15 protein-coding genes are annotated in these 19,315 nt (G+C 33.2%); 2 read left to right on the top strand and 13 right to left on the bottom strand.

Translation table 11 applies throughout. The features are described 5' to 3' along the window. The 3 genes from ACTU6T_RS10760 to ACTU6T_RS10750 all read right to left on the bottom strand — a co-directional run bounded on the left by ACTU6T_RS10760 (nucleotide 1) and on the right by ACTU6T_RS10750 (nucleotide 6,673). On the bottom strand, nucleotides 1–4,020 hold the full coding sequence (locus tag ACTU6T_RS10760) for an FG-GAP-like repeat-containing protein (RefSeq protein ID WP_460218212.1): 4,020 nt from the start codon (nucleotides 4,018–4,020) through the stop codon (nucleotides 1–3). Nucleotides 4,021–4,230: 210 nt separating this feature from the next. Then, complete coding sequence (locus tag ACTU6T_RS10755) at nucleotides 4,231–5,211, bottom strand: PLP-dependent cysteine synthase family protein (RefSeq protein ID WP_460218211.1); 981 nt, start codon at nucleotides 5,209–5,211, stop codon at nucleotides 4,231–4,233. Between the two features lie 223 nt (nucleotides 5,212–5,434). Continuing rightward, a complete protein-coding gene (locus ACTU6T_RS10750; protein ID WP_460218210.1) occupies nucleotides 5,435–6,673 on the bottom strand; it encodes an ABC transporter permease in 1,239 nt (412 codons plus the stop codon). A 20-nt stretch (nucleotides 6,674–6,693) separates the two neighbouring features. On the opposite strand from ACTU6T_RS10750, the gene ACTU6T_RS10745 reads away from it, so the two are divergent. Beyond that, nucleotides 6,694–7,980 carry an exo-beta-N-acetylmuramidase NamZ family protein gene (locus ACTU6T_RS10745; RefSeq protein ID WP_460218209.1) on the top strand — a complete coding sequence of 429 codons (1,287 nt, stop codon included), beginning with the start codon at nucleotides 6,694–6,696 and terminating at the stop codon, nucleotides 7,978–7,980. Between the two features lie 2 nt (nucleotides 7,981–7,982). Here the strand turns inward: ACTU6T_RS10745 and ACTU6T_RS10740 are convergent, their stop codons facing one another. The 6 genes from ACTU6T_RS10740 to ACTU6T_RS10715 all read right to left on the bottom strand — a co-directional run bounded on the left by ACTU6T_RS10740 (nucleotide 7,983) and on the right by ACTU6T_RS10715 (nucleotide 12,292). Next, nucleotides 7,983–8,387 (bottom strand): hypothetical protein, encoded by a 405-nt coding sequence (locus ACTU6T_RS10740; RefSeq protein ID WP_460218208.1) that lies wholly within the window; start codon nucleotides 8,385–8,387, stop codon nucleotides 7,983–7,985. Between the two features lie 158 nt (nucleotides 8,388–8,545). Then, nucleotides 8,546–9,196 (bottom strand): hypothetical protein, encoded by a 651-nt coding sequence (locus ACTU6T_RS10735; RefSeq protein WP_460218207.1) that lies wholly within the window; start codon nucleotides 9,194–9,196, stop codon nucleotides 8,546–8,548. Between the two features lie 359 nt (nucleotides 9,197–9,555). Next, on the bottom strand, nucleotides 9,556–10,395 hold the full coding sequence (locus tag ACTU6T_RS10730; protein WP_460218206.1) for a sterol desaturase family protein: 840 nt from the start codon (nucleotides 10,393–10,395) through the stop codon (nucleotides 9,556–9,558). A 2-nt stretch (nucleotides 10,396–10,397) separates the two neighbouring features. Beyond that, nucleotides 10,398–10,826, bottom strand: coding sequence for a hypothetical protein (locus tag ACTU6T_RS10725; protein WP_460218205.1), 429 nt, complete (start codon nucleotides 10,824–10,826; stop codon nucleotides 10,398–10,400). A 58-nt stretch (nucleotides 10,827–10,884) separates the two neighbouring features. Then, nucleotides 10,885–11,682: a hypothetical protein gene (locus ACTU6T_RS10720; protein ID WP_460218204.1), complete on the bottom strand. Its 798-nt coding sequence runs from the start codon at nucleotides 11,680–11,682 to the stop codon at nucleotides 10,885–10,887. 115 nt (nucleotides 11,683–11,797) lie between these two features. Beyond that, a complete protein-coding gene (locus tag ACTU6T_RS10715; protein WP_460218203.1) occupies nucleotides 11,798–12,292 on the bottom strand; it encodes a YkgJ family cysteine cluster protein in 495 nt (164 codons plus the stop codon). 19 nt (nucleotides 12,293–12,311) lie between these two features. On the opposite strand from ACTU6T_RS10715, the gene ACTU6T_RS10710 reads away from it, so the two are divergent. Continuing rightward, the gene (locus tag ACTU6T_RS10710) at nucleotides 12,312–13,007 is read left to right on the top strand and encodes a class I SAM-dependent methyltransferase (RefSeq protein ID WP_460218202.1); all 696 of its coding nucleotides are present in this window, start codon (nucleotides 12,312–12,314) and stop codon (nucleotides 13,005–13,007) included. A gap of 14 nt (nucleotides 13,008–13,021) precedes the next feature. Here the strand turns inward: ACTU6T_RS10710 and ACTU6T_RS10705 are convergent, their stop codons facing one another. From ACTU6T_RS10705 to ACTU6T_RS10690, 4 genes are all read right to left on the bottom strand, one after another. Next, nucleotides 13,022–13,393 carry an FEKKY domain-containing protein gene (locus ACTU6T_RS10705; protein ID WP_460218201.1) on the bottom strand — a complete coding sequence of 124 codons (372 nt, stop codon included), beginning with the start codon at nucleotides 13,391–13,393 and terminating at the stop codon, nucleotides 13,022–13,024. A gap of 54 nt (nucleotides 13,394–13,447) precedes the next feature. Further along, entirely contained in the window at nucleotides 13,448–15,064 is a 1,617-nt protein-coding gene (locus ACTU6T_RS10700) for an amidohydrolase (RefSeq protein ID WP_460218200.1), read from the bottom strand. 85 nt (nucleotides 15,065–15,149) lie between these two features. Then, nucleotides 15,150–17,360 carry a DUF7619 domain-containing protein gene (locus tag ACTU6T_RS10695; RefSeq protein ID WP_460218199.1) on the bottom strand — a complete coding sequence of 737 codons (2,211 nt, stop codon included), beginning with the start codon at nucleotides 17,358–17,360 and terminating at the stop codon, nucleotides 15,150–15,152. 162 nt (nucleotides 17,361–17,522) lie between these two features. After that, nucleotides 17,523–19,241, bottom strand: a complete 1,719-nt coding sequence (locus tag ACTU6T_RS10690) for a TonB-dependent receptor (RefSeq protein ID WP_460218198.1) — start codon at nucleotides 19,239–19,241, stop codon at nucleotides 17,523–17,525. Nucleotides 19,242–19,315: the final 74 nt, after the last annotated feature.

The following is a 19,315-nucleotide window of genomic DNA, read 5'->3' as shown; positions in this document are numbered from 1 at the left end:
TTAATTGTTAATTATTAATAATGTAGATTTATTATTAATACTTAAAAAATATAATCCTTCAGCAGTTCCATTAGGAATTACCAAACGAGTGACACTTCCAAACTCGTTAAATTCTTGTTTTAGGATATTGACTTGCCGTCCTCTTATATCAAATATTGTTATTACATCTTCTTGTAATGAATTGGTAATAAACACTTCATTATTTATAACAGGATTAGGATAAATAATCTGTTCTGAAGATTCATTAACAACTACCTCATCATTGAAATAAGGTATAGCGAAATCAAATGCTTCGTTGCCTACTTTTTCACCAATCAATCGACCAGGAATGTCATCGGCTGGAGGATGAATACCACCCCAAATTCTCGACAAACTTGTCTGATCTGAAGCATCTCTATAAGTTGCCCACTGCAATTTCACATCTACTGATGGTCCTTGTTCAAAAACTAAAAAATCATTTTGTTTAGCTGTAAACTCCCCTAAACCACCAGGAAAAAAAGGGCTTCCAGTAATTTTAGTTAGAATTTCGGAAGCTGCTCTAGAATAGGTAGAATGCCCTGAAACATATCCAGCAAACGGTGGAGTTACAAATGTTGGGCGTTGGTATGGCCACCAATTTTCAGCGAGAATCCAACCTACTCCAGCTACATCTGTATCTTCATCATCAATAAAATCAGGACCTTTCCAAGTATACAGTTTTATCTTCCCTAAGTTTTCAACATCATTTACAATTAAAGGATCACCCTCTTCCACAATCTCAATATAACCTTCCATAAGAGGAATACCTGAAACATTATAATTATCTAATGTTTCATCGGTACTTTGACCTAATAAAGCCATATGACGTATTGCGGAAATGGGTCTTACATAATCATACCAACCTTTAATACTCCATGCTGAAATCGCTGAATCATGCATAGCTCCACCTAAAATAAAATAGGATTTCACATCCCATTCTAAGTCATTTAATAATTCACCTTCGCCTTGAAACCGCTTTTCCAATAGTGGATGCTCATTGACATAGTTTAAAATCGTAAACCAATGTCCTGGGGGAGTTTCAGAATCTGGGCCATCTGCCCAAAATTCAGCCAATACCCTAGCATAATCTCCTCGCGGGACTAACTGAGACTCATAGGCTTGCCCTGTGATAGGGTTCAAGGCATGCCCTTGTCCAATATCTCCACCTTCAATGATATTATAAAAGTTAGGATAGTCTTCATAACTTGCAGGAAAGGTCGAAATATCTGTATTTCCAATAGCTCCTGGTGAAATATCCCACATAATATTATCGCTAGGGTCGAGATGAGATCCCCAGATTGACACCATAGAGAAGCCAAGTTTGTATGCATCACTGGAAGCGTCTTCTGTTGTTATGTTTAAATATGGAGGATCACCAGGGTCGTTATACACACGATAGGCACCTTCTTCCCTTTGAAAAATATCACTATCATCCTCAGACATCGCAAACGGAAATACATTTCCCCATTCTGGACTTAAAAATGCTATTGTAGAGCCTTCAATCAAATTTCCGCTTTGATCAATAAAGGTATCCAGACTAAGAGGTTGCCATCGATTAGCATCAAACATAGGAGTTGTTGTTGGCACAGATGGACCTAAGGGAGCATTTACTGGAGTATAATAGGCATTATTAAACGAATCTAGCTCTCGAGATCCATCACCATTACCATAATTTATCAGAGTTTCTGCAACAAAATTCCCAAGAGAAGCTGCATTTCCAAATTCATATAAGGTAGAATTACTTGTTGTATCATAATCTAATTGCTCCATGACTAAATCAAATAAGGCCTGTAATGATTCAGCATTGGGAGAATTTTGAAATCTATAAGAGAGTAGTCGGTACATAGCATAACTAATCGCCTTATTTTGGGATGCCTCAATACTTTCGGTAGGAATAAAACTTTCCAATTCAGTCGTAAAATTATTAACTGTATTGCCAATAAGATAGGGTCTTGCTTTATCATCATAAATTGCCCAAATATCATACATAGCCACACTTGTATGAAATAGGTTTCGTGCATGTACAGTTGGTCTAGCAAAATCATTTCTTATGGCTTCAAGCAACACCTCGTTCCATAGTCTAGCAATAGAAACATCTTCAGGAAGTTCTGCTGCGCTTAAAGTAACATCTATCATTTGCTCTTCACTATAACATGAACCATTATTTTCCCTAACACGAAGTATTCCTGATTCATTTAAACCCCATTTAATAGTAACTGTACTTGTATTTTGCCCACCAATAATCTCTCCACCTGTTACTAACCAATTAGCTTGAGATCCTAATTCAATAGGATATGTATAGTCTTCTATTTTAAAAAAACCTGAATTAGTTGCTCCAGAAATAGAATTAGAATCGAGATAAGTGCAAGATCCGTCATCTACAGTAGCCTCAGGGTTATAAGAACATGAAAACGGATCTAAGCATCCATATATTTTCTGACTTGGAATAATATCTAACACCTGCATGCCCTCACCTTCTATTACTCTAATTGTAGTGTTAACTTCTAAAGCATCAAAAGTTTCTATTAAGCCAGAAGGCCATAATATTTCTAGTTCCTCAATTTGGATGTTTTCAGCCAAACCAAAATGAACCGCTTGTAAACTTTGTGATAAAAACCCAACACCTGTGTAATGTCTAACATAAGTGCGTTCATCTGTAGTTAGTGTCAATTTCGTCCCAATAGCATCTCTATTAGACACTGTGCCTTGTAATAATATTTTAAACCAATGCAACGGGCTTTCTTCATCAAAATTGAGTAATTTATTTTCATATAAGATGGATTGTTGATCAGCATTTGTCACATAAATATCTAAATCTCCATCATTATCATAATCCCAATCTAATGCTTCAACACTTACAGTTAGTGCATCAAAGTCTAACGCTTCTGAAATATCTTCAAAACCAGATTCGCCTTCCGCATTTAAATTTTTATAATACACATTGTTAAGTGCTCCATTGTCTTCAAATTCAAATCCGTTAACAATGACTAAATCTTCATCAGTATCCAAATCGAAATCGGCAAATCGTGTTCCCCATGCCCATCCTGTTTCATCAAGATTATTTTCTTCGGTAAGGTTAAAGAAATTATTTGTACCGTCATTAACAAGTAGGTCATTCATTTCTATACCTGTAATAAAAATATCAAAAGCCGCATCGAGATTAAAATCACCAATCGTGATTCCCATATCATCAATCATATTATCTAATCCATAAGATGACGCTTCATCAACAAATGAGGTTCCGTTTTGGTTAATAAATAAATTATTAGGTTCATTAAAGTCATTAGAGACATATAAATCCATCCAACCATCATTATTGACATCCATTGGAACAGCCATATAACTTGCAAACTGTCCGTTATCCTGCATATTGGTTTCGGTTGTAACATCGGTAAATGTGCCATTACCATTGTTGAGATATAGCGAATTGGTATCGCAAGCATCCCAATCATTGACATAAAGATCAAGAAAACCATCATTATTGTAATCAAACCAAGTTGCTCCAGTATGGCGACATTCACTAAATTGAGTTAATCCTGCACCTTCGGTTACTTCGGTAAAGATGCCATTTTGATTAATAAACAACTGTAGCTTGTTAGAGTGTGTAAATACAATATCTGGAAAACCATCATTATTATAATCGCCCCAAGACACTCCATGTTTAAACCCTTTTAGTCCAAAAAAATCTTCGGCCAAGCTATCAAAAGGCAATAAATTGGTAAGTCCAACGGCTTCAGTAACATCTGTAAAGGTACCATTGTTATTATTTCTAAACAGCCTGCTTTTTGTACGTTCATCTCCTTCTTGATCTTGTGCTAAGGCTACAACAAAAATATCAAGATCGAGATCGTTATCATAATCGGCAACAGCCACACCATTATTATTTTCAAGAATTCCTAGGCCAGCAGGAATTTGAACCTGCTCAAATATTTGAGATTGAACATGAAAAGTAACCAGTAGAAACACCCAAAATAGTGTTATAAAATGCACTCTTTTTATCACCGAAAAAAATTTTTATAAATATAGGAAATCGTACTCACACTAAACACTGAAATATATTTAGAACTACATATAAAACAACTCAATTAATCATTATCCTGAATTAAAGAGTTACTATGGTTTTTTCTCAATAAAAAATACTTGACGATTACAACACCAATAAAAAAAGAGCAATCTTTTGAATTGCTCTTTACATAAAACATAAGTGATGTATTAGTCAATATATCCCATCTCACGCATCCAATCGTTATTAAACATTTTGCCTACATAACGACTTCCGTGATCATGAAATAACACCACAACAACATCATCTTTAGTAAATTGTTCTTTTAGTTGTAATAGTCCTTTTATAGCTGCACCAGCACTATTTCCTAAAAACATACCTTCCTCTTTTGCTAATAACTGAGTGTACACAGCTGCATCTTTGTCTGTCACTTTAGTAAACCCATCAATGATTGAGAAATCAACATTTTCTGGAAGAATATCCTCTCCAATACCTTCGGTTACATAAGGATAAATTTCATTTTCATCAAAAATCCCTGTCTCATGATACTTTTTGAATACACTGCCATAGGTATCAATTCCCCAAATTTTCACATTTGGATTTTGTTCTTTTAAGTATTTTCCAACACCAGAGATTGTTCCTCCTGTGCCTACACCAACAACAAAATGTGTGATTTTACCATCGGTCTGTTTCCAAATTTCTGGACCAGTACTTTCATAATGTGCTTTAGCATTACTTGGATTATCATATTGATTTACATACCAAGAATTAGGTGTTTCTTCCCCTAAACGCTTAGACACAGAATAGTAACTACGTGGATCATCTGGCTCAACATCTGTTGGGCAAACAACAACCTCTGCACCAACAGCACGAAGGATATCCATTTTTTCTTTAGACTGTTTATCACTGATTACGAAAATACATTTGTATCCTTTAACAATAGCAGCTAAAGCCAGCCCCATACCTGTGTTTCCTGAAGTTCCTTCGATAATAGTTCCTCCTGGTTTTAAACGACCGTCAGCTTCTGCATCTTCAATCATCTTAAGCGCCATACGATCTTTTACTGAGTTTCCTGGGTTAAAAGTTTCGTATTTTGACAGCACCAAACACGGTAACTCTTGAGTTAGTTTATTGATTTTAACTAGTGGTGTATTACCAATTGTCTCTAATATATTTTCTGCGTAATCCATTGTATTTATTTTGCGATGCAAAAATAATCAAAACTCGACATTATTAATGGCATTTAACTCAATTTTGCGTTAAGGATTGAAGTGACATCCTTTTTGAGTAGACAAAGACCTTACGACTTCACTCGAGGTGACAATACAAAAAGATACAACGGAAAGCCTGACGCTTTATCACAGTGAAGTGATAAAGGGTAACGCCCACAATAATTAAGTTAACACGAGTGGATTATTCGAATCGGATCGCTTTAACAGGTGAAATTTTGGTAATAATTATAGAAGGGATAAGTAACATTAAGAGGCAGGCTATAAAAGTACCAACATTCAACAAAACAATATAATCTAGACCAATATGAACAGGAATTATGGATACATAATATTGTTCTGGATTTGGAAACTTTAAAATCCCAAATTGTTGCTGAGCTAATAACAAGGCTAAACCTATTAGGTTTCCCCAAAATAAACCCAATCCAATAAGATATGTTGCGTTGTACAGAAATACTTTACGAATACTCCAATTAGAACTCCCAAGAGCTTTAAGAATACCTATCATTTGTGTACGTTCTAAAATTAACACCAACAAGGCGGTAATCATATTAATACCAGCAACAATAATCATGATTGCAATAATCCCATAGGTATTATTATCAAAAATTTTAATCCATTCGAAGGTCGTATAAAATTTTTCTTCAATCGTCTTTGTATTTAAAAGCGACGGTGTTTTGCTTCTAATCTCCTGATCTTTTTGAATAAGTTGGCTATAGTCATCTAAAAAGATTTCAAAATTACCAATTTCGTTTTTTTCCCATTTATTCATGCGTTGGATATGACTAATATCTCCAATCATAAAGGTTTTATCAATATCTTGAAATCCAGAATTAAAAATCCCAACGATAATAAACTTACGCTGAAACGGGAGTTCTTCGATACTTTCTTTTCCAAAAATAATTTGAAAGGTGTCTCCAAGTTTAAAATTTAATCGGTTAGCGAGATACTTAGATATTACAACATCATTACTATACTTCCCATCATAAATAGGTAATTGACCTTCGACTAAAAATTCTTTGACATAAGACCAATCATAATCTGATCCAACACCTTTAAGAACAATACCTTCGAAATCTGTTTCTGTTCGAATGACACCAAATTTAGTGGCAACTCCTTGAATGTGTTTTACACCGTCTACTGTATTAAAATTAGGATAAAAATCTTGATTGGTTGAAATTGGTTCACGAGATTCGTTTGACGAATTAGTATCAAAATTATTAATGGTAATATGTCCATTAAAAGCTACCACTTTCTCTCGCACTTTTTTCTGAAGCCCGAGACCTGTAGCAATAGCAATAAGCATAACAATAATACCAATAGCGATTGCAGCAATACCAATTTTTATTATTGGTGCCGAAACACTACTTTTATACGATTTACTACCAATAATACGTTTAGCTATAAAAAACTCGTAATTCAAAATTTAAAATGCGTTTATCGATGTTCAAAAATAGGGTTTTCCCAATAATTATTGTATTTGTTTTGGTACTCATTTCCTGCGGAAATAAAACCACTACCGAAACGGCTCAAAATAATGAATCTAAAAAAGAGACTCAAAACGACAAAACTTTCACAGAAGAGAATGACATTATTTTAGGTGCCAACAGAATCGAAAAATATTTACCAATCCTAAAAGGAAAGCGCGTTGGAATTGTTGCGAATCAAACGTCTATGATGAGCGTGTTAGAACGAAATCAAGTTGATTCTTCCACCATGGGTAGTCATAAAGTATCTTACCATTTGGTAGATTTTTTACATAATTATTCTGATATCACTGTAATGAAAGTCTTTGCTCCAGAGCATGGATTTCGTGGAAAAGTAGATGCGGGAGAGTTTATTAAAGATGGAGTAGATACAAAAACCGGAATTCCAATTGTATCTATTTATGGTAAAAACAAAAAACCATATCCAGAGCAATTAGCTGGTTTAGACATGGTTATTTTTGACATTCAAGATGTTGGCGCACGTTTTTATACGTACATCTCAAGTTTACATTATGTTATGGAAGCTTGTGCCGAAGCGAATATTCCTATGCTTATTTTAGATCGACCAAATCCCAATGGACGCTATATTGATGGCCCAATTTTAGAACCTGAACATACAAGCTTTGTTGGCATGCATCCAATTCCTGTAGTACATGGAATGACCATTGGCGAATATGCTAAAATGATTAATGGTGAAGGTTGGTTAGATAACAATATCACATGCGATATCACTGTGATTGAAATGGAACATTATAATCACAACAAGGTGTACAATTTACCTATTAAGCCTTCTCCAAACTTACCAAATGACCAATCGATAAACCTTTATCCTAGTCTCTGCTTTTTTGAAGGCACTAATGTGAATGCAGGTCGAGGGACATCGAAACAATTTCAGATTTACGGTAGCCCTTATTTAGATAAAACCGTTTATGATTTTAAATATATCCCATCTCCAAATGAAGGTGCTAAATACCCAAAAAATGAAGGTAAGCTTTGTTATGGAGAAGACCTAAGTGATCATAGTATGATGAATGGTATAGATTTAAGTTATTTGATTCGTGCCTATCATAATACGATAGATAAGGCTGTGTTTTTCAATGACTACTTTACGACATTAGCCGGAACAAAATCGCTTCAAAAGCAAATAGAAACTGGAGTTTCGGAAGAGGACATAAAAGCAAGCTGGGCTGAAGGACTTGAAAGCTTTAGAAAGACAAGCGCTCCATATTTAATCTATAAATAATGTTATTTCTTTTTGTTCTTGGCAACAAGATCATCATCATCAACTGCTAGTAACAAATGGTGATCATCTCTTAAAATTTTGACCACAAATACGATACGAACTGGAGATTGTACAGCCACAAACACGTGTTTTCCCATACTAAGATTATGTAAAGGGATTTGCACATTTTTATCATTGACAACAATATCCACTTCTCGTTTGTAATCTTCGCTAACAGCATAGACTTTATTAATAAGAGATTTGCTATTAAGTATTAAAGTATCCTTGGTTGAATTAAGTTGCTGAATTAAACCTTTGGCTCTTATATTGACATTTTTTTCCAATTTAGCAAAGTCATTCTGAGCATGAGCAGAGTGGTTTAAAGCCGAGATAAAACTAAAAAAGATTATAATTAAAACTATTCTCATAGATACATGTTGGTTAACGTCAACAACAGTTAAACTAATAGCTTTTTTTATAATCCCGAACCTTAAAACTAATTGCTTTTTTGGTTTGGGAGTAAAAAAATCCATGAACGGTAAATAAAACCGAAGTATGGACTTTTCTTATAAGCTAAACCTAATGATCAATCATTATATGGCTTTCCATTTGGTCTTAAATGTGTTCGCCTATACTCTGCTCTAGATTGCACTTTGGAACGATTGGGGTTTGATAAATTATAAGCAATCGTTATAGTATTCTCTAATGACTCGAATTTATCTTCACTATCATTTATTGCTAGGTTTAAATTAGCCGCATAAAATTCTAAATCGCTGTCGTTAATATCTGCCATAGCTATATCCATATTCAAATCGGCCACACTCAATTCGTTAACAGCGACATCAGTTTCCATTCTCGGCTTATAGTCAAATGGTAAAATTCTGTCAATTTGGAATACAATAATCTTATCGGCTTGATAAAACATTACTGTATAATTTCCTAGTGGAAGTTGATCTAAAGGAATTTTTGCACGCTTTACTGCTGGTTTAAAATCAAAGACTTTTTCTGTAGTACTATTTAAAAACCTAACTTTCTTAAATAAAAACTTATTCTCTAGAAGCAATGAGTCCTGAGTGTTTGATAAATCGTGACTCAAATCAATTGCTAATGAATTTACATTTTTTCGAATAACAGTATACGTTTCTTCTTGAGCAAAACTATAACTACTAACAAGTAGAAATAGCACTATAATATACAGGCGATATATTGGCACGCCAAGGGTAGTTAACTTGTTCATGATTGGGGTCATTTAAAGATTAAACTAAAAATATTTCCAACCTCTTTTGAGGGACTTTGGATTAATTTATGATGTATTTTTATTGGTAACTTTTCTTAACTAGTAACCGCAAAGAACACACCACAAAGTTAGAAGAGCTTATTACTGAAATCTAAGTTGTTGGTTAAAAGCAAAAAAAGAAACGACAAACTGAATGTTTAAGCTTAAAAAACGGGTTAAGTGCAAGAATTGTAGAAAAACCTACGAATTTAAATCTCCGTAAAACCCTAAAAATGAACACTTAAACGATCGGGAAGTTCATTTTTTAATCCCAGACCCTAAAAATGCAGACTAAGAAAAAAACAACTTCTTTCGGGGCATCATTCAGAAGGTTTTATAGTAGTTGGTTTACGATACTTATGAAATGGCTGTTTAAGAAGCACACCTATTTTACCATTGGCTTCTTCATCGGGAAATGTATCTACACCATAGACGATAGCTTCTCTATCTAAAGTCATAAAGGTTCCAAAAATACGATCCCAAATTGAAAAGATATTTCCATAATTAGAATCAGTATAGGGCAATACATAATGATGATGTACTTTATGCATATCTGGTGACACTATAACATAACTCAATATTTTATCAACTTGTTTTGGTAATTTAATATTGGCATGACTAAATTGAGTAGCCACTAATGACATTGACTGGTATAACATTACAATACCAATTGGTGCACCAATAATAAAAACTCCAAAAAGTGTAAAGACAAAACGAATCACGCTTTCAAGTGGGTGATGACGATTTGCAGTAGTTGTATCAACATTATGGTCGGTATGATGTACAAGATGAACCATCCAAAGTGGTTTCACTTTATGCTCAACATAATGTGCCAAATACGCACCAATAAAATCGAGAAGTAAGACTCCTAAAACAACATAAGCCCATAGCGGTAAATTAGGAATCCAATTTATAACTCCGAAGTTGTTATCAACTACCCAATCTGCTGTAGAAATGAGCAAAAATGCCAATCCGAAATTAACTATGATTGTTGTGAATGTGAAAAATAAATTTGGATACGCATGTTTCCACTTTTTATAATTGAAATTAAATAAAGGCAATGTTCCTTCAAGAAGCCAAAAAAAAGTGATTCCTCCAACTAAAATTAAACTTCGATGTAATGAAGGAATGGTTTCGAAATATGAAATAACTTGCTCCATAATTAATGCTCATAGGATACAACTCCTAATTCTTCGATGACATTATTTCCTCTATCGATAAAGGTTCTAATGGTGAGTGTATTCTCTGTTAATTCAGTAATTTCATTTACAATTTCTGGGTTAGGAAACTCTAAAGTAGTTAAATCTGTGCCATCTATAATTAATTCAGCAGATTGCTGATTATACTTTATTCGACTTCCTGGCAAAGAAAAAGTTCCTGTAAATTCGTAAGTATCTTTAGTAGGATCATCGCAATCAATAGCACCAGACCCTCTACTTACATAGGTTTTATTAGCGTTTAACAATAAGCTGTTTTGTTCTTGACACAACCCCACTCTATACCATTGTCCGTATAATAAATTTGTATTTAAGTTTGAAGTGCTATCATCTGATGAGCAATTTAAAGACAATACAACTATAATTAAGGTCATCAAGTATGAGAAACTATTTTTGAAGTTATAAAAAGATTGGGCCATAAATTTTAGAAGATTAATCAGCATTTTTAATTATATCATTCGCTTTTTTCAAATTTACTAAAGAAACTTTACTTCTCCATACACTTGCATTTTTTTCATCTTTTAACACACGATACGTTGTTTCATATAAGAACGCAAGCATAGGTTCATTACTGGTATATAAGAGATTTAGATCAATGCGATTTAATTGCCGCAACACCTTTTTAGGCTTATTAAGAACTAAGTTTTGATAAATCTCTAACAGGTGAATTTTCTCCTGTAATTCGAGCTTCTTATCCATTTGTCCGAAAACCAAAAACGCTTTAGCTTCTTTTAAATAAATATTAGATAATTCAATAACTTCAGATCTTACACTCTTATTTAAATAAATAGCAGCATCAATATATTTAGTTGCCAGATAATAGGCAGTTCTGAAGCTTTTTTCGTTTGAATAATTAATCAATTCACTTTTTAGAAATGTGGTCTTGATATAATATTTATCGATAAAATTCGAAAGATTAAGAATTTCTTCATATGATGGAGTCGTATTAAGGATATTACCATTAACATCCATAACTTTAAAGGAGTCATCATTAAATTTATCCATATATCTTATTGTCCTTTTCCCCTCTATGTCTTCATAAAATTGTCCATAATAAGACTCATTCACAATTACAGGAACGAAATGGGTCCATATCCATTTATTAAGGTAATCTGCTTCAAATAAATTCTCAACAACAACTTCACTACCACTAGCATCTTTAACAATTACAGGATAGTCATAAGCCGTAGCTTCTTCCCAGACCATGATAATCATTTTATCTTGAATCATAGCCAGGCGTTTTGCTGCATCTAATGATGTTAACCATTGTTGTGCCTCAGATGATTGAGGTATGACACAGAGAAAACAAAAAATCAGAATTAACTTTTTCATGGACATAATCATATTAAATTTTAATACGTTGTTTCATAATTTCCACAATATTGTATGCCGCAGGACAAATGGCCACATTTTTCAATGTTAGGTTTGATATTTGCTGAAATTTCTTCCGATCTGTGTGCGGAAACTCTCTACAAGCTTTAGGTCTTACATCATAAATTGAACAATAATTATCTGTCCCAAGAAATGTACATGGTACAGATTGTAGCACATAATCTTGTTCTTCATCTAATTTAAGATAGGCATCTATAAATTGTTGCTGCTTCATTTTAAAATGTTTAGAAATGCGCTCGATATCTTTAGATGTAAACAACGGACCAGTAGTTTTACAACAATTTGCGCAATCCAGGCAATCAGTTCTCTCAAATTCTTCTGCATGAAGCTCTTGCATGAGATAGTCCAATTGTTTTGGTGGCTTTTTTTTAAGTTTTGTAAAGAATGTTTTGTTTTCCTTATGCTTATCTTTGGCCAGCTTTGGAAGATTATTTATGATGTCTTGCATAGTTCAAAAATAACACTTTATGAAAGACCTTTTTGGAAAAGCCTTACTCGATTATTATCACAAAAATTATACCGAAGACATTATCACTTCAACCAATATTTCTGGTGAAGATGAATTACCTCTTCCCTACTTATTTCGAAGTTATACTGAAATGCCAAAGCTAGAACAACAAGCTTTGCAATTAGCCAAAGGTCATATTCTTGATGTAGGCTGTGGTGCTGGAAATCACAGTTTATATTTACAAAATAAAGGATTGAACGTTAAAGCAATTGATATTTCAGAAGGCGCTGTAACAGTTGCAAAACATAGAGGTCTTAAACATGTTGAATTAAAAGCCTTACTTGATGAAACCGAGACTTTCGATACTATTTTATTACTTATGAATGGTACAGGGGTTTTCCAAGAACTGTCTCAAGCAGCAAAACACCTTTCACATTTAAAAACACTTTTAAATCCAAAAGGACAAATCTTAATAGATTCCTCAGATATACAATATATGTATGAGGATGACGATGGTGGCTTATGGATAGACACCAATGCTAATTATTATGGGGAATTGGATTATTTTTTGAGCTACAAAGGCGAAAACGAAAAGCCTATGACATGGTTATATCTCGATTTTGAACGCTTACAATTAGCATGTAGTTCTGTTGGCCTGCAATGTGAGAAAGTCATGGACGGAGAGCACTTTGATTATTTGGCGAAGTTATTTTAACAAAATAACGATTATCAATTTTTAATCTTTTCAAACTGAATACGCGCATCTTTTTTTGCCTGCTCAAAAAGATTATCACCATATTTATTCAGTAATAATGCATTCATTTTCTTATTGTAACAATCATCGCTAGGCATAATAACACATCCCATACTTACTACCTGAATATTATATTTTTCTAGTAAATAATTGTTACTAAAAACTTCAAAATCATTTGCAGGCTGAGGTGCCCAACCAAAAGAATAGATTTTATAAATGCCTTTACTAAAATCGGCAACCGCTTTTTCAGTACCTGTTTCACACAAATTCACCTCAACAACTTTAATTTCCTGAGCATTTAGAGAAAATGATATAAGTAATAATATTGTAAGTAATAATTGTTTCATATTCTAATTAATACAAGAAACATTCCAAAGTGCTATCATGGATAAAACCTCAAATTATTGTGCTTCACCATTTACGAAGGTTTGATTAACTTTGATATTAGGAATCTCGTTTTGATTTACTGTCATGATATCTTTATCTAAGATGATAAAATCGGCAAGCTTTCCTACTTCAATACTACCTTTTTCGTCTTCTTCAAAATTAGAATAGGCTGCCCAAATTGTCATTCCTTTTAAAGTTTCTTCTCTGGTTAATCCATTTTCTTTTTGAAATCCGCCTTCAGGAAATTGCTCTAAATCTTGTCGTGCTACAGCAGCATAAAACGTTAAAAACGGACTTACACGCTCAACAGGAAAATCGGTTCCTAAAGCGACTTTACCATACGCATCTAACAATTGTTTATAGGCATAAGCACCTTTTACGCGTTCGCTTCCCAAACGATCTTCGGCCCAATACATATCACTTGTCGCATGTGTTGGCTGAATAGAAGGTAAGACATTTTTATACAATTCGAAATCGTCTGGTGATACAACTTGTGCATGCTCTACACGCCAACGTCTATCTGATTTTCCTTGCAACACTTTATTATAGGTTTGCAACACGGCATGATTTGCAGAATCACCAATGGCATGTGTATTCATTTGGTAATCTGAATTTGCAATTTGTTCTGCCGATGTATTAAACGTTTCCAAATCGGTCACCAATAACCCAAAATGATTTGGTTTATCGCTATAAGGCGCCCTTAACATGGCACCTCTAGATCCCAAAGCACCATCGGCATAAAACTTAAAAGAACGTACGTTAAGTCTGTCAGTTTTTATGATTCCTTTCTTCGTATAATAGTCTACATTATCAGGAGAAAAAGAAACCATAGCATACACACGCATTTTTAAATCTCCAGTTTGCTGCAAACTATCAATGAGATTAATAGAATATCTATCAAGTCCAGCATCATCTACTGTAGTTAATCCATAATCAAAACAGATATCTTGTGCAGCCAAAAGTGCTTTCACCTTATCTTGTCGTGTTGGTTTAGGCCAATAATTCATGACTAAATTTTCGGCATTATCAACTAGAACACCTGTGAGTTCTCCATTTTCAATAACAACATCGCCTCCTTCAATTTTACTATCTATGGTGACTTTTCCTAGGTCTAAAGCTGCCTGATTACATAAAATGGCGTGACCATCTATACGAGTGAGTGCAATTGGTGTTTCAGGAAATAGTTTATCCAACAATGTTTTTTTAGGAAACTCTTTAATTTCCCAATCGTTTTGATCCCACCCTCTTCCAATTATAAACGAGGCTTGATTTTTATTCTGAAAATCTAAAACCCGTTTTACAACCTCTTCAAAACTTTTGGTCCCCACCAAATCAACCGCTTGTTGATTAAAGCCTAAACCAAGAAAATGGCAATGCGCATCAATAAGTCCTGGAACAATGGTTTGTTCTTGTGCATCTATACTATCATTAGCACTATATTTACTTAAAATCTCATCAGAAGTTCCTATAGCCACAAATTGTCCGTCTTTAATAGCAAAGGCTTCTGCTGTTTCAAAATCACTATTTACGGTATAAACATTAGCGTTAAACACAATAGTATCAACATGTTCTATTTCTTTTGAACAAGATGCTATTACAAGTAAAAAAAGAAGTGCTGAAAGTTTTTTCATTGGTATGGTTTTAGGTATATAAAAATACAAAAAGCATTCAACTCAAAAGTTTGAATGCTTTTAAACACATTATGCAGTAAATTATTTAGTCTTTTAGAATACGTTTATTAATTATACTACTACTTGTTTTTAATTCAATTAGATACAGCCCTGCAGATAAATCACTCATATCTAATGTTACCGACTCCTTATTTTCTACAAAATCTTCCTTGAAAATTTGTCTTCCATTAAGGTCATAAATTACAACTGATTCTAGCGAACTATAACTTTCAATTAACACACTATTAGTGACAGGATTTGGATACATACTAATAAAATTTTCGCCTTTATGTTCGTTAACATCTAGGGTTTCTGCAATCATAGTTAGCTCATCATTAGTAACTATTGGTAAATTAAAATCAAAGTAGATTTCAGCATCATTAGAAAAGGTATCACCAGATTGTAATGATGGTAACGTTTTTATTTTAAAGAGCACATAACCATCATTATTGGCATCATCAAATGGCAAATTGATGTTTTCAAAAATAAATTCAACTGTATTATTATTAAATATTCGTGTAACAAATTCATGACTAGCGTTTAAAGGAACAAGACTAGACATATCATATTTACTTGTATCTATTTCATCTTTCACCACGACATTGATAGCACTTGCGGTTCCTGTATTTTCAAAACGAATCATATAATGTACGTATTTACCAACTTGATCGGGTGTTATAGTATCTCCCTCTAAACATGTTTTATCGTTAGGATCAAATGAGTTAATTACTGTTTGATTTACAATAGACACATTATCTTCAGGAATTACATCATTTGAAACTGGGTCAATACTAGCCGTATACACCAAAATATCTCCTCCATTTAATGGCGGTGTTTCTGTAGGTGTATTTAAATTCATTTTGAATTCAATTTCTCTTTGCTCAAAAGGCAATAAATTAGAAAAATTCCATGTCAATTCATTTATAATTTGGGTATCTACAGCCGGATTTGCTGTAACTAAATCCATAAGATCATCTTGAAATATAAGATTTACACTACCATCTACAGACATGCCACTTTTGTTTTTATAAATTAATTTATAATCCGTATCAAAGCCAGGCCTTGCTTCTTCTAGAGGAAGTATGACTATTTCTAAATCTCTATATGATTCATCAATTTCAACACATATGTCTTGAATAAATGGACTTGAATCGTTAGGAAAATCAACTACAAAAGATTCGGTTGTAACGTTCAAATATGGAACATTTTCTAATACAGGCGTAATCGTATAAGTTCCAGCTTGCAGAGGGATACTATACATTCCCGTTCCACCGATTATATATCCAAGATTAGTTGTTCCATCTGTAATATTAAACTGTAAGCCAGAAAAAAGAGGGTCATTTGTATCACAACCATTACTATTAAGATCTGAATAGACTTCTCCTTCAACAATAAAATATGGGCCACCAGGCAAAAATGAACAGTATGTATTAACTTCTACATCATTTAAACTATAACCATTATCAATTAAAGCTTGTTGTGCGATAGACATTTCTACTTCATCTACACATAGGTATGATAAGTTAGGATTATTTTCAATATTAAAGTAAGAGTTAGGATCTACTAAAAAAGTCTCTGGATACTGACTATTTTTTAAGTTAATATATTCTAAGTTATTATTTTGACAAGAAAATTCAAAAGGCCCTGATGACTTACTTAAATCAATACTTGTTAACTGGTTATTGTCTAAATATAGATATCCAGAGAAACTAAAAAAAAATGAAGGAAATATAATTTCTGTAAGTAAATTATCAGATAAAACAATCCCTTCTAAGGCTGTGGGACCAATCATACTAAAATCAATAGTGGTTAATTGATTTCCAGATGCTAAAAATGAGTCCATATTTGGTTTATCACCAACTATAATTGATGTTAAATTATTATTATTAGCATTAAAAATGTATAAATCAATAAGGGGAGATAAATCAATTGTACTGAGTTGATTATTATTAACTTCTACCCATTCTAACATGGTATTATTAGACAGGTCAATGCTTGTTAAGTTATTATCATTAAAATTAATAAAAGTAAGATTTGTAAATGATTCGATTCCTGTTATATCACTAATATTTTTTGATGCCATATATAATTCTGTAATTAATTCAGCTTCTGTTAACTGAATTTCTCCATCTCCATTTGTATCAAAACCATTGGTTATCAAAGCGGCTTTAAAATTAGGGTCTGGTATATTGACATTTTGTGCCAGTAATTGCATGGATAGAAAAGAGAATACGGCAAAGAGGTATAATTGTTTCATAAATAGGATAATTAATTGTAACAATAATAAGATTATTACTACAACCTAGGAAACTAATTAGATGAAAAGCAAAAAAAGGCATTCAATCTAAATAGATTGAATGCCTTTGAAATAATCTTTTTGTAAAATTATGAACACCTATAGAATTAATATCATTTTAGATTAAAAATCAAACTGATAGGTTGCTCCAGCTAAAAACTGAATGCTTTGCACTGGATAATTTAACCAGCGTTGGTAATCTTGATTAGCGATATTGTTAGCTTTAGCAAATACAGATAATTGATCACTAATCTTATAGCCTACATGGGCATTTAAATCTAAATAACTATCTAATGCTACTCTAGAAATTACTGGCTGTGTCAATGTTCCAAACCCTGTCACTACACGTTCTTTACGTTCTCCTACATAAAACAGATTAGCGCCAGCAAACCATTGTCTGCTAATTTGATAATCTAAAAATATAGAGCCTTTGATATCTGGCAAATTCCATGCTTCAACTTGTTCATCGGTATCATACGCAAAATACTCTCCCTTAAGTCCGAGTTTAAAATTTCTGTTGACATCAATATTGAGCTCTCCAGCTATAGAAAATGTGGATACATCATCATAAACTACACCATAGGAATTTCCATATTGATAGTTCTCACGATCAACATTTAAATCCGGTCCTATATTAAATAAAGGTTTATTATTTTCAGCTAAGTAATGACCACTCACATTATAACTCACACTATTAGACAGTTTCCCTTTAACACCTAATGACGCATTATAGGTTTGATCTGTTGGAGCTACAAAAAATGCTGGTGCCACAAATGGGTTTTCTTGAGCAAAATCGTAATAAGAATTCTGAATCAAGCCACCTTCAATACCTCCATAAGCAATCATTAAATCGCCTACTAATCTATAGCTTGCAGTAATTTTAGGATATATAAAAAAATCAGATTCATTAGCCTCGTTATCATTAAGATAGACAATATTTAATCCAAGATTTACCGTTAAATCATCTTGCTTCATTTGATAGCTAGGAGCTACACCTAGATTAAAGTTTCCGTAGTTATAGTCTTCATCAACAAAATACAAACGATCAAAAGATCCACCAATATAATCGAATGTCACATCAACATTAACAGATTCGTCTCTAATTGGAATATCAAATTCTGTGTTTAAAACAAAGCGATTTTCACCTGAATCTAAGTTATCACCAAATCGACGGTATAATACACTTCCACTATTTACTATAGCATCTTCAAAATTAATATGTCCACCAAACTCTCCAGTATAAAACGAATGATCCACATCAAATGTTGGTATAGTTTGATCAGGGAGTCCGTACCAATTAAAGGTTTGAAATTGAAATCCACCTTCAACCTTCCATGAATATTCATTTAGTTTTTGACTATAATGCGCATTGAGTCCTGTTTCAGAAAAATTATTATCAAATTCAATCCCTTCAATGCCTCCTGCTGACGAGTGATGACTAAAATAACCACCAACACGTTCATTGTTACTCAATTCGTGGTTAAGATAGACTTCACCAAGAATCGTTGTATATGTTCCTACACCTAAAGAGGCATAGTTGTCAAATAATTTTACTGGTTTTTCTTTATCTACATTAGCTGCCTTTCCTTTTGCAGGTGTAAATGTAGAGGCTACAGGAATAGAAAAAATGTTATACTTGACCTCTTTTTTCTTTGCTGTAGTAGAATCATTTAAACTAGGCGTTTCTTTGATTTTAAAGGCATCAGAAATTTTAGGTGTATATGGTTTTACCACATTTACAGTCCCTGCATCTAAAGAATCTTTATCTCGTTCTTGAGCAAAAGTTACTGTAACATTTAATGTTAAGATGGTTATGATTATAAGTTTTATGTTATTTTTCATAAGATATTTTGTTGTGCTTAGTGAGCTTCGCTCGGTATTTTTAATTAAAATATATTTTAATTTCAATAGTGCTC

This window comes from Psychroserpens citreus (assembly GCF_055686305.1).
This window is presented reverse-complemented; position numbering and strand designations above follow the sequence as displayed.

Bases quoted from the DNA above. Each gene is read 5' to 3' on its own strand.
- ACTU6T_RS10735 (WP_460218207.1), bottom strand. From the start codon at position 9,196: ATGAACAAGTTAACTACCCTTGGCGTGCCAATATATCGCCTGTATATT.
- ACTU6T_RS10700 (WP_460218200.1), bottom strand. From the start codon at position 15,064: ATGAAAAAACTTTCAGCACTTCTTTTTTTACTTGTAATAGCATCTTGT.
- ACTU6T_RS10695 (WP_460218199.1), bottom strand. From the start codon at position 17,360: ATGAAACAATTATACCTCTTTGCCGTATTCTCTTTTCTATCCATGCAA.
- ACTU6T_RS10730 (WP_460218206.1), bottom strand. From the start codon at position 10,395: ATGGAGCAAGTTATTTCATATTTCGAAACCATTCCTTCATTACATCGA.
- ACTU6T_RS10720 (WP_460218204.1), bottom strand. From the start codon at position 11,682: ATGATTCAAGATAAAATGATTATCATGGTCTGGGAAGAAGCTACGGCT.
- ACTU6T_RS10740 (WP_460218208.1), bottom strand. From the start codon at position 8,387: ATGAGAATAGTTTTAATTATAATCTTTTTTAGTTTTATCTCGGCTTTA.
- ACTU6T_RS10745 (WP_460218209.1), top strand. From the start codon at position 6,694: ATGTTCAAAAATAGGGTTTTCCCAATAATTATTGTATTTGTTTTGGTA.
- ACTU6T_RS10715 (WP_460218203.1), bottom strand. From the start codon at position 12,292: ATGCAAGACATCATAAATAATCTTCCAAAGCTGGCCAAAGATAAGCAT.
- ACTU6T_RS10705 (WP_460218201.1), bottom strand. From the start codon at position 13,393: ATGAAACAATTATTACTTACAATATTATTACTTATATCATTTTCTCTA.
- ACTU6T_RS10725 (WP_460218205.1), bottom strand. From the start codon at position 10,826: ATGACCTTAATTATAGTTGTATTGTCTTTAAATTGCTCATCAGATGAT.
- ACTU6T_RS10690 (WP_460218198.1), bottom strand. From the start codon at position 19,241: ATGAAAAATAACATAAAACTTATAATCATAACCATCTTAACATTAAAT.
- ACTU6T_RS10710 (WP_460218202.1), top strand. From the start codon at position 12,312: ATGAAAGACCTTTTTGGAAAAGCCTTACTCGATTATTATCACAAAAAT.
- ACTU6T_RS10755 (WP_460218211.1), bottom strand. From the start codon at position 5,211: ATGGATTACGCAGAAAATATATTAGAGACAATTGGTAATACACCACTA.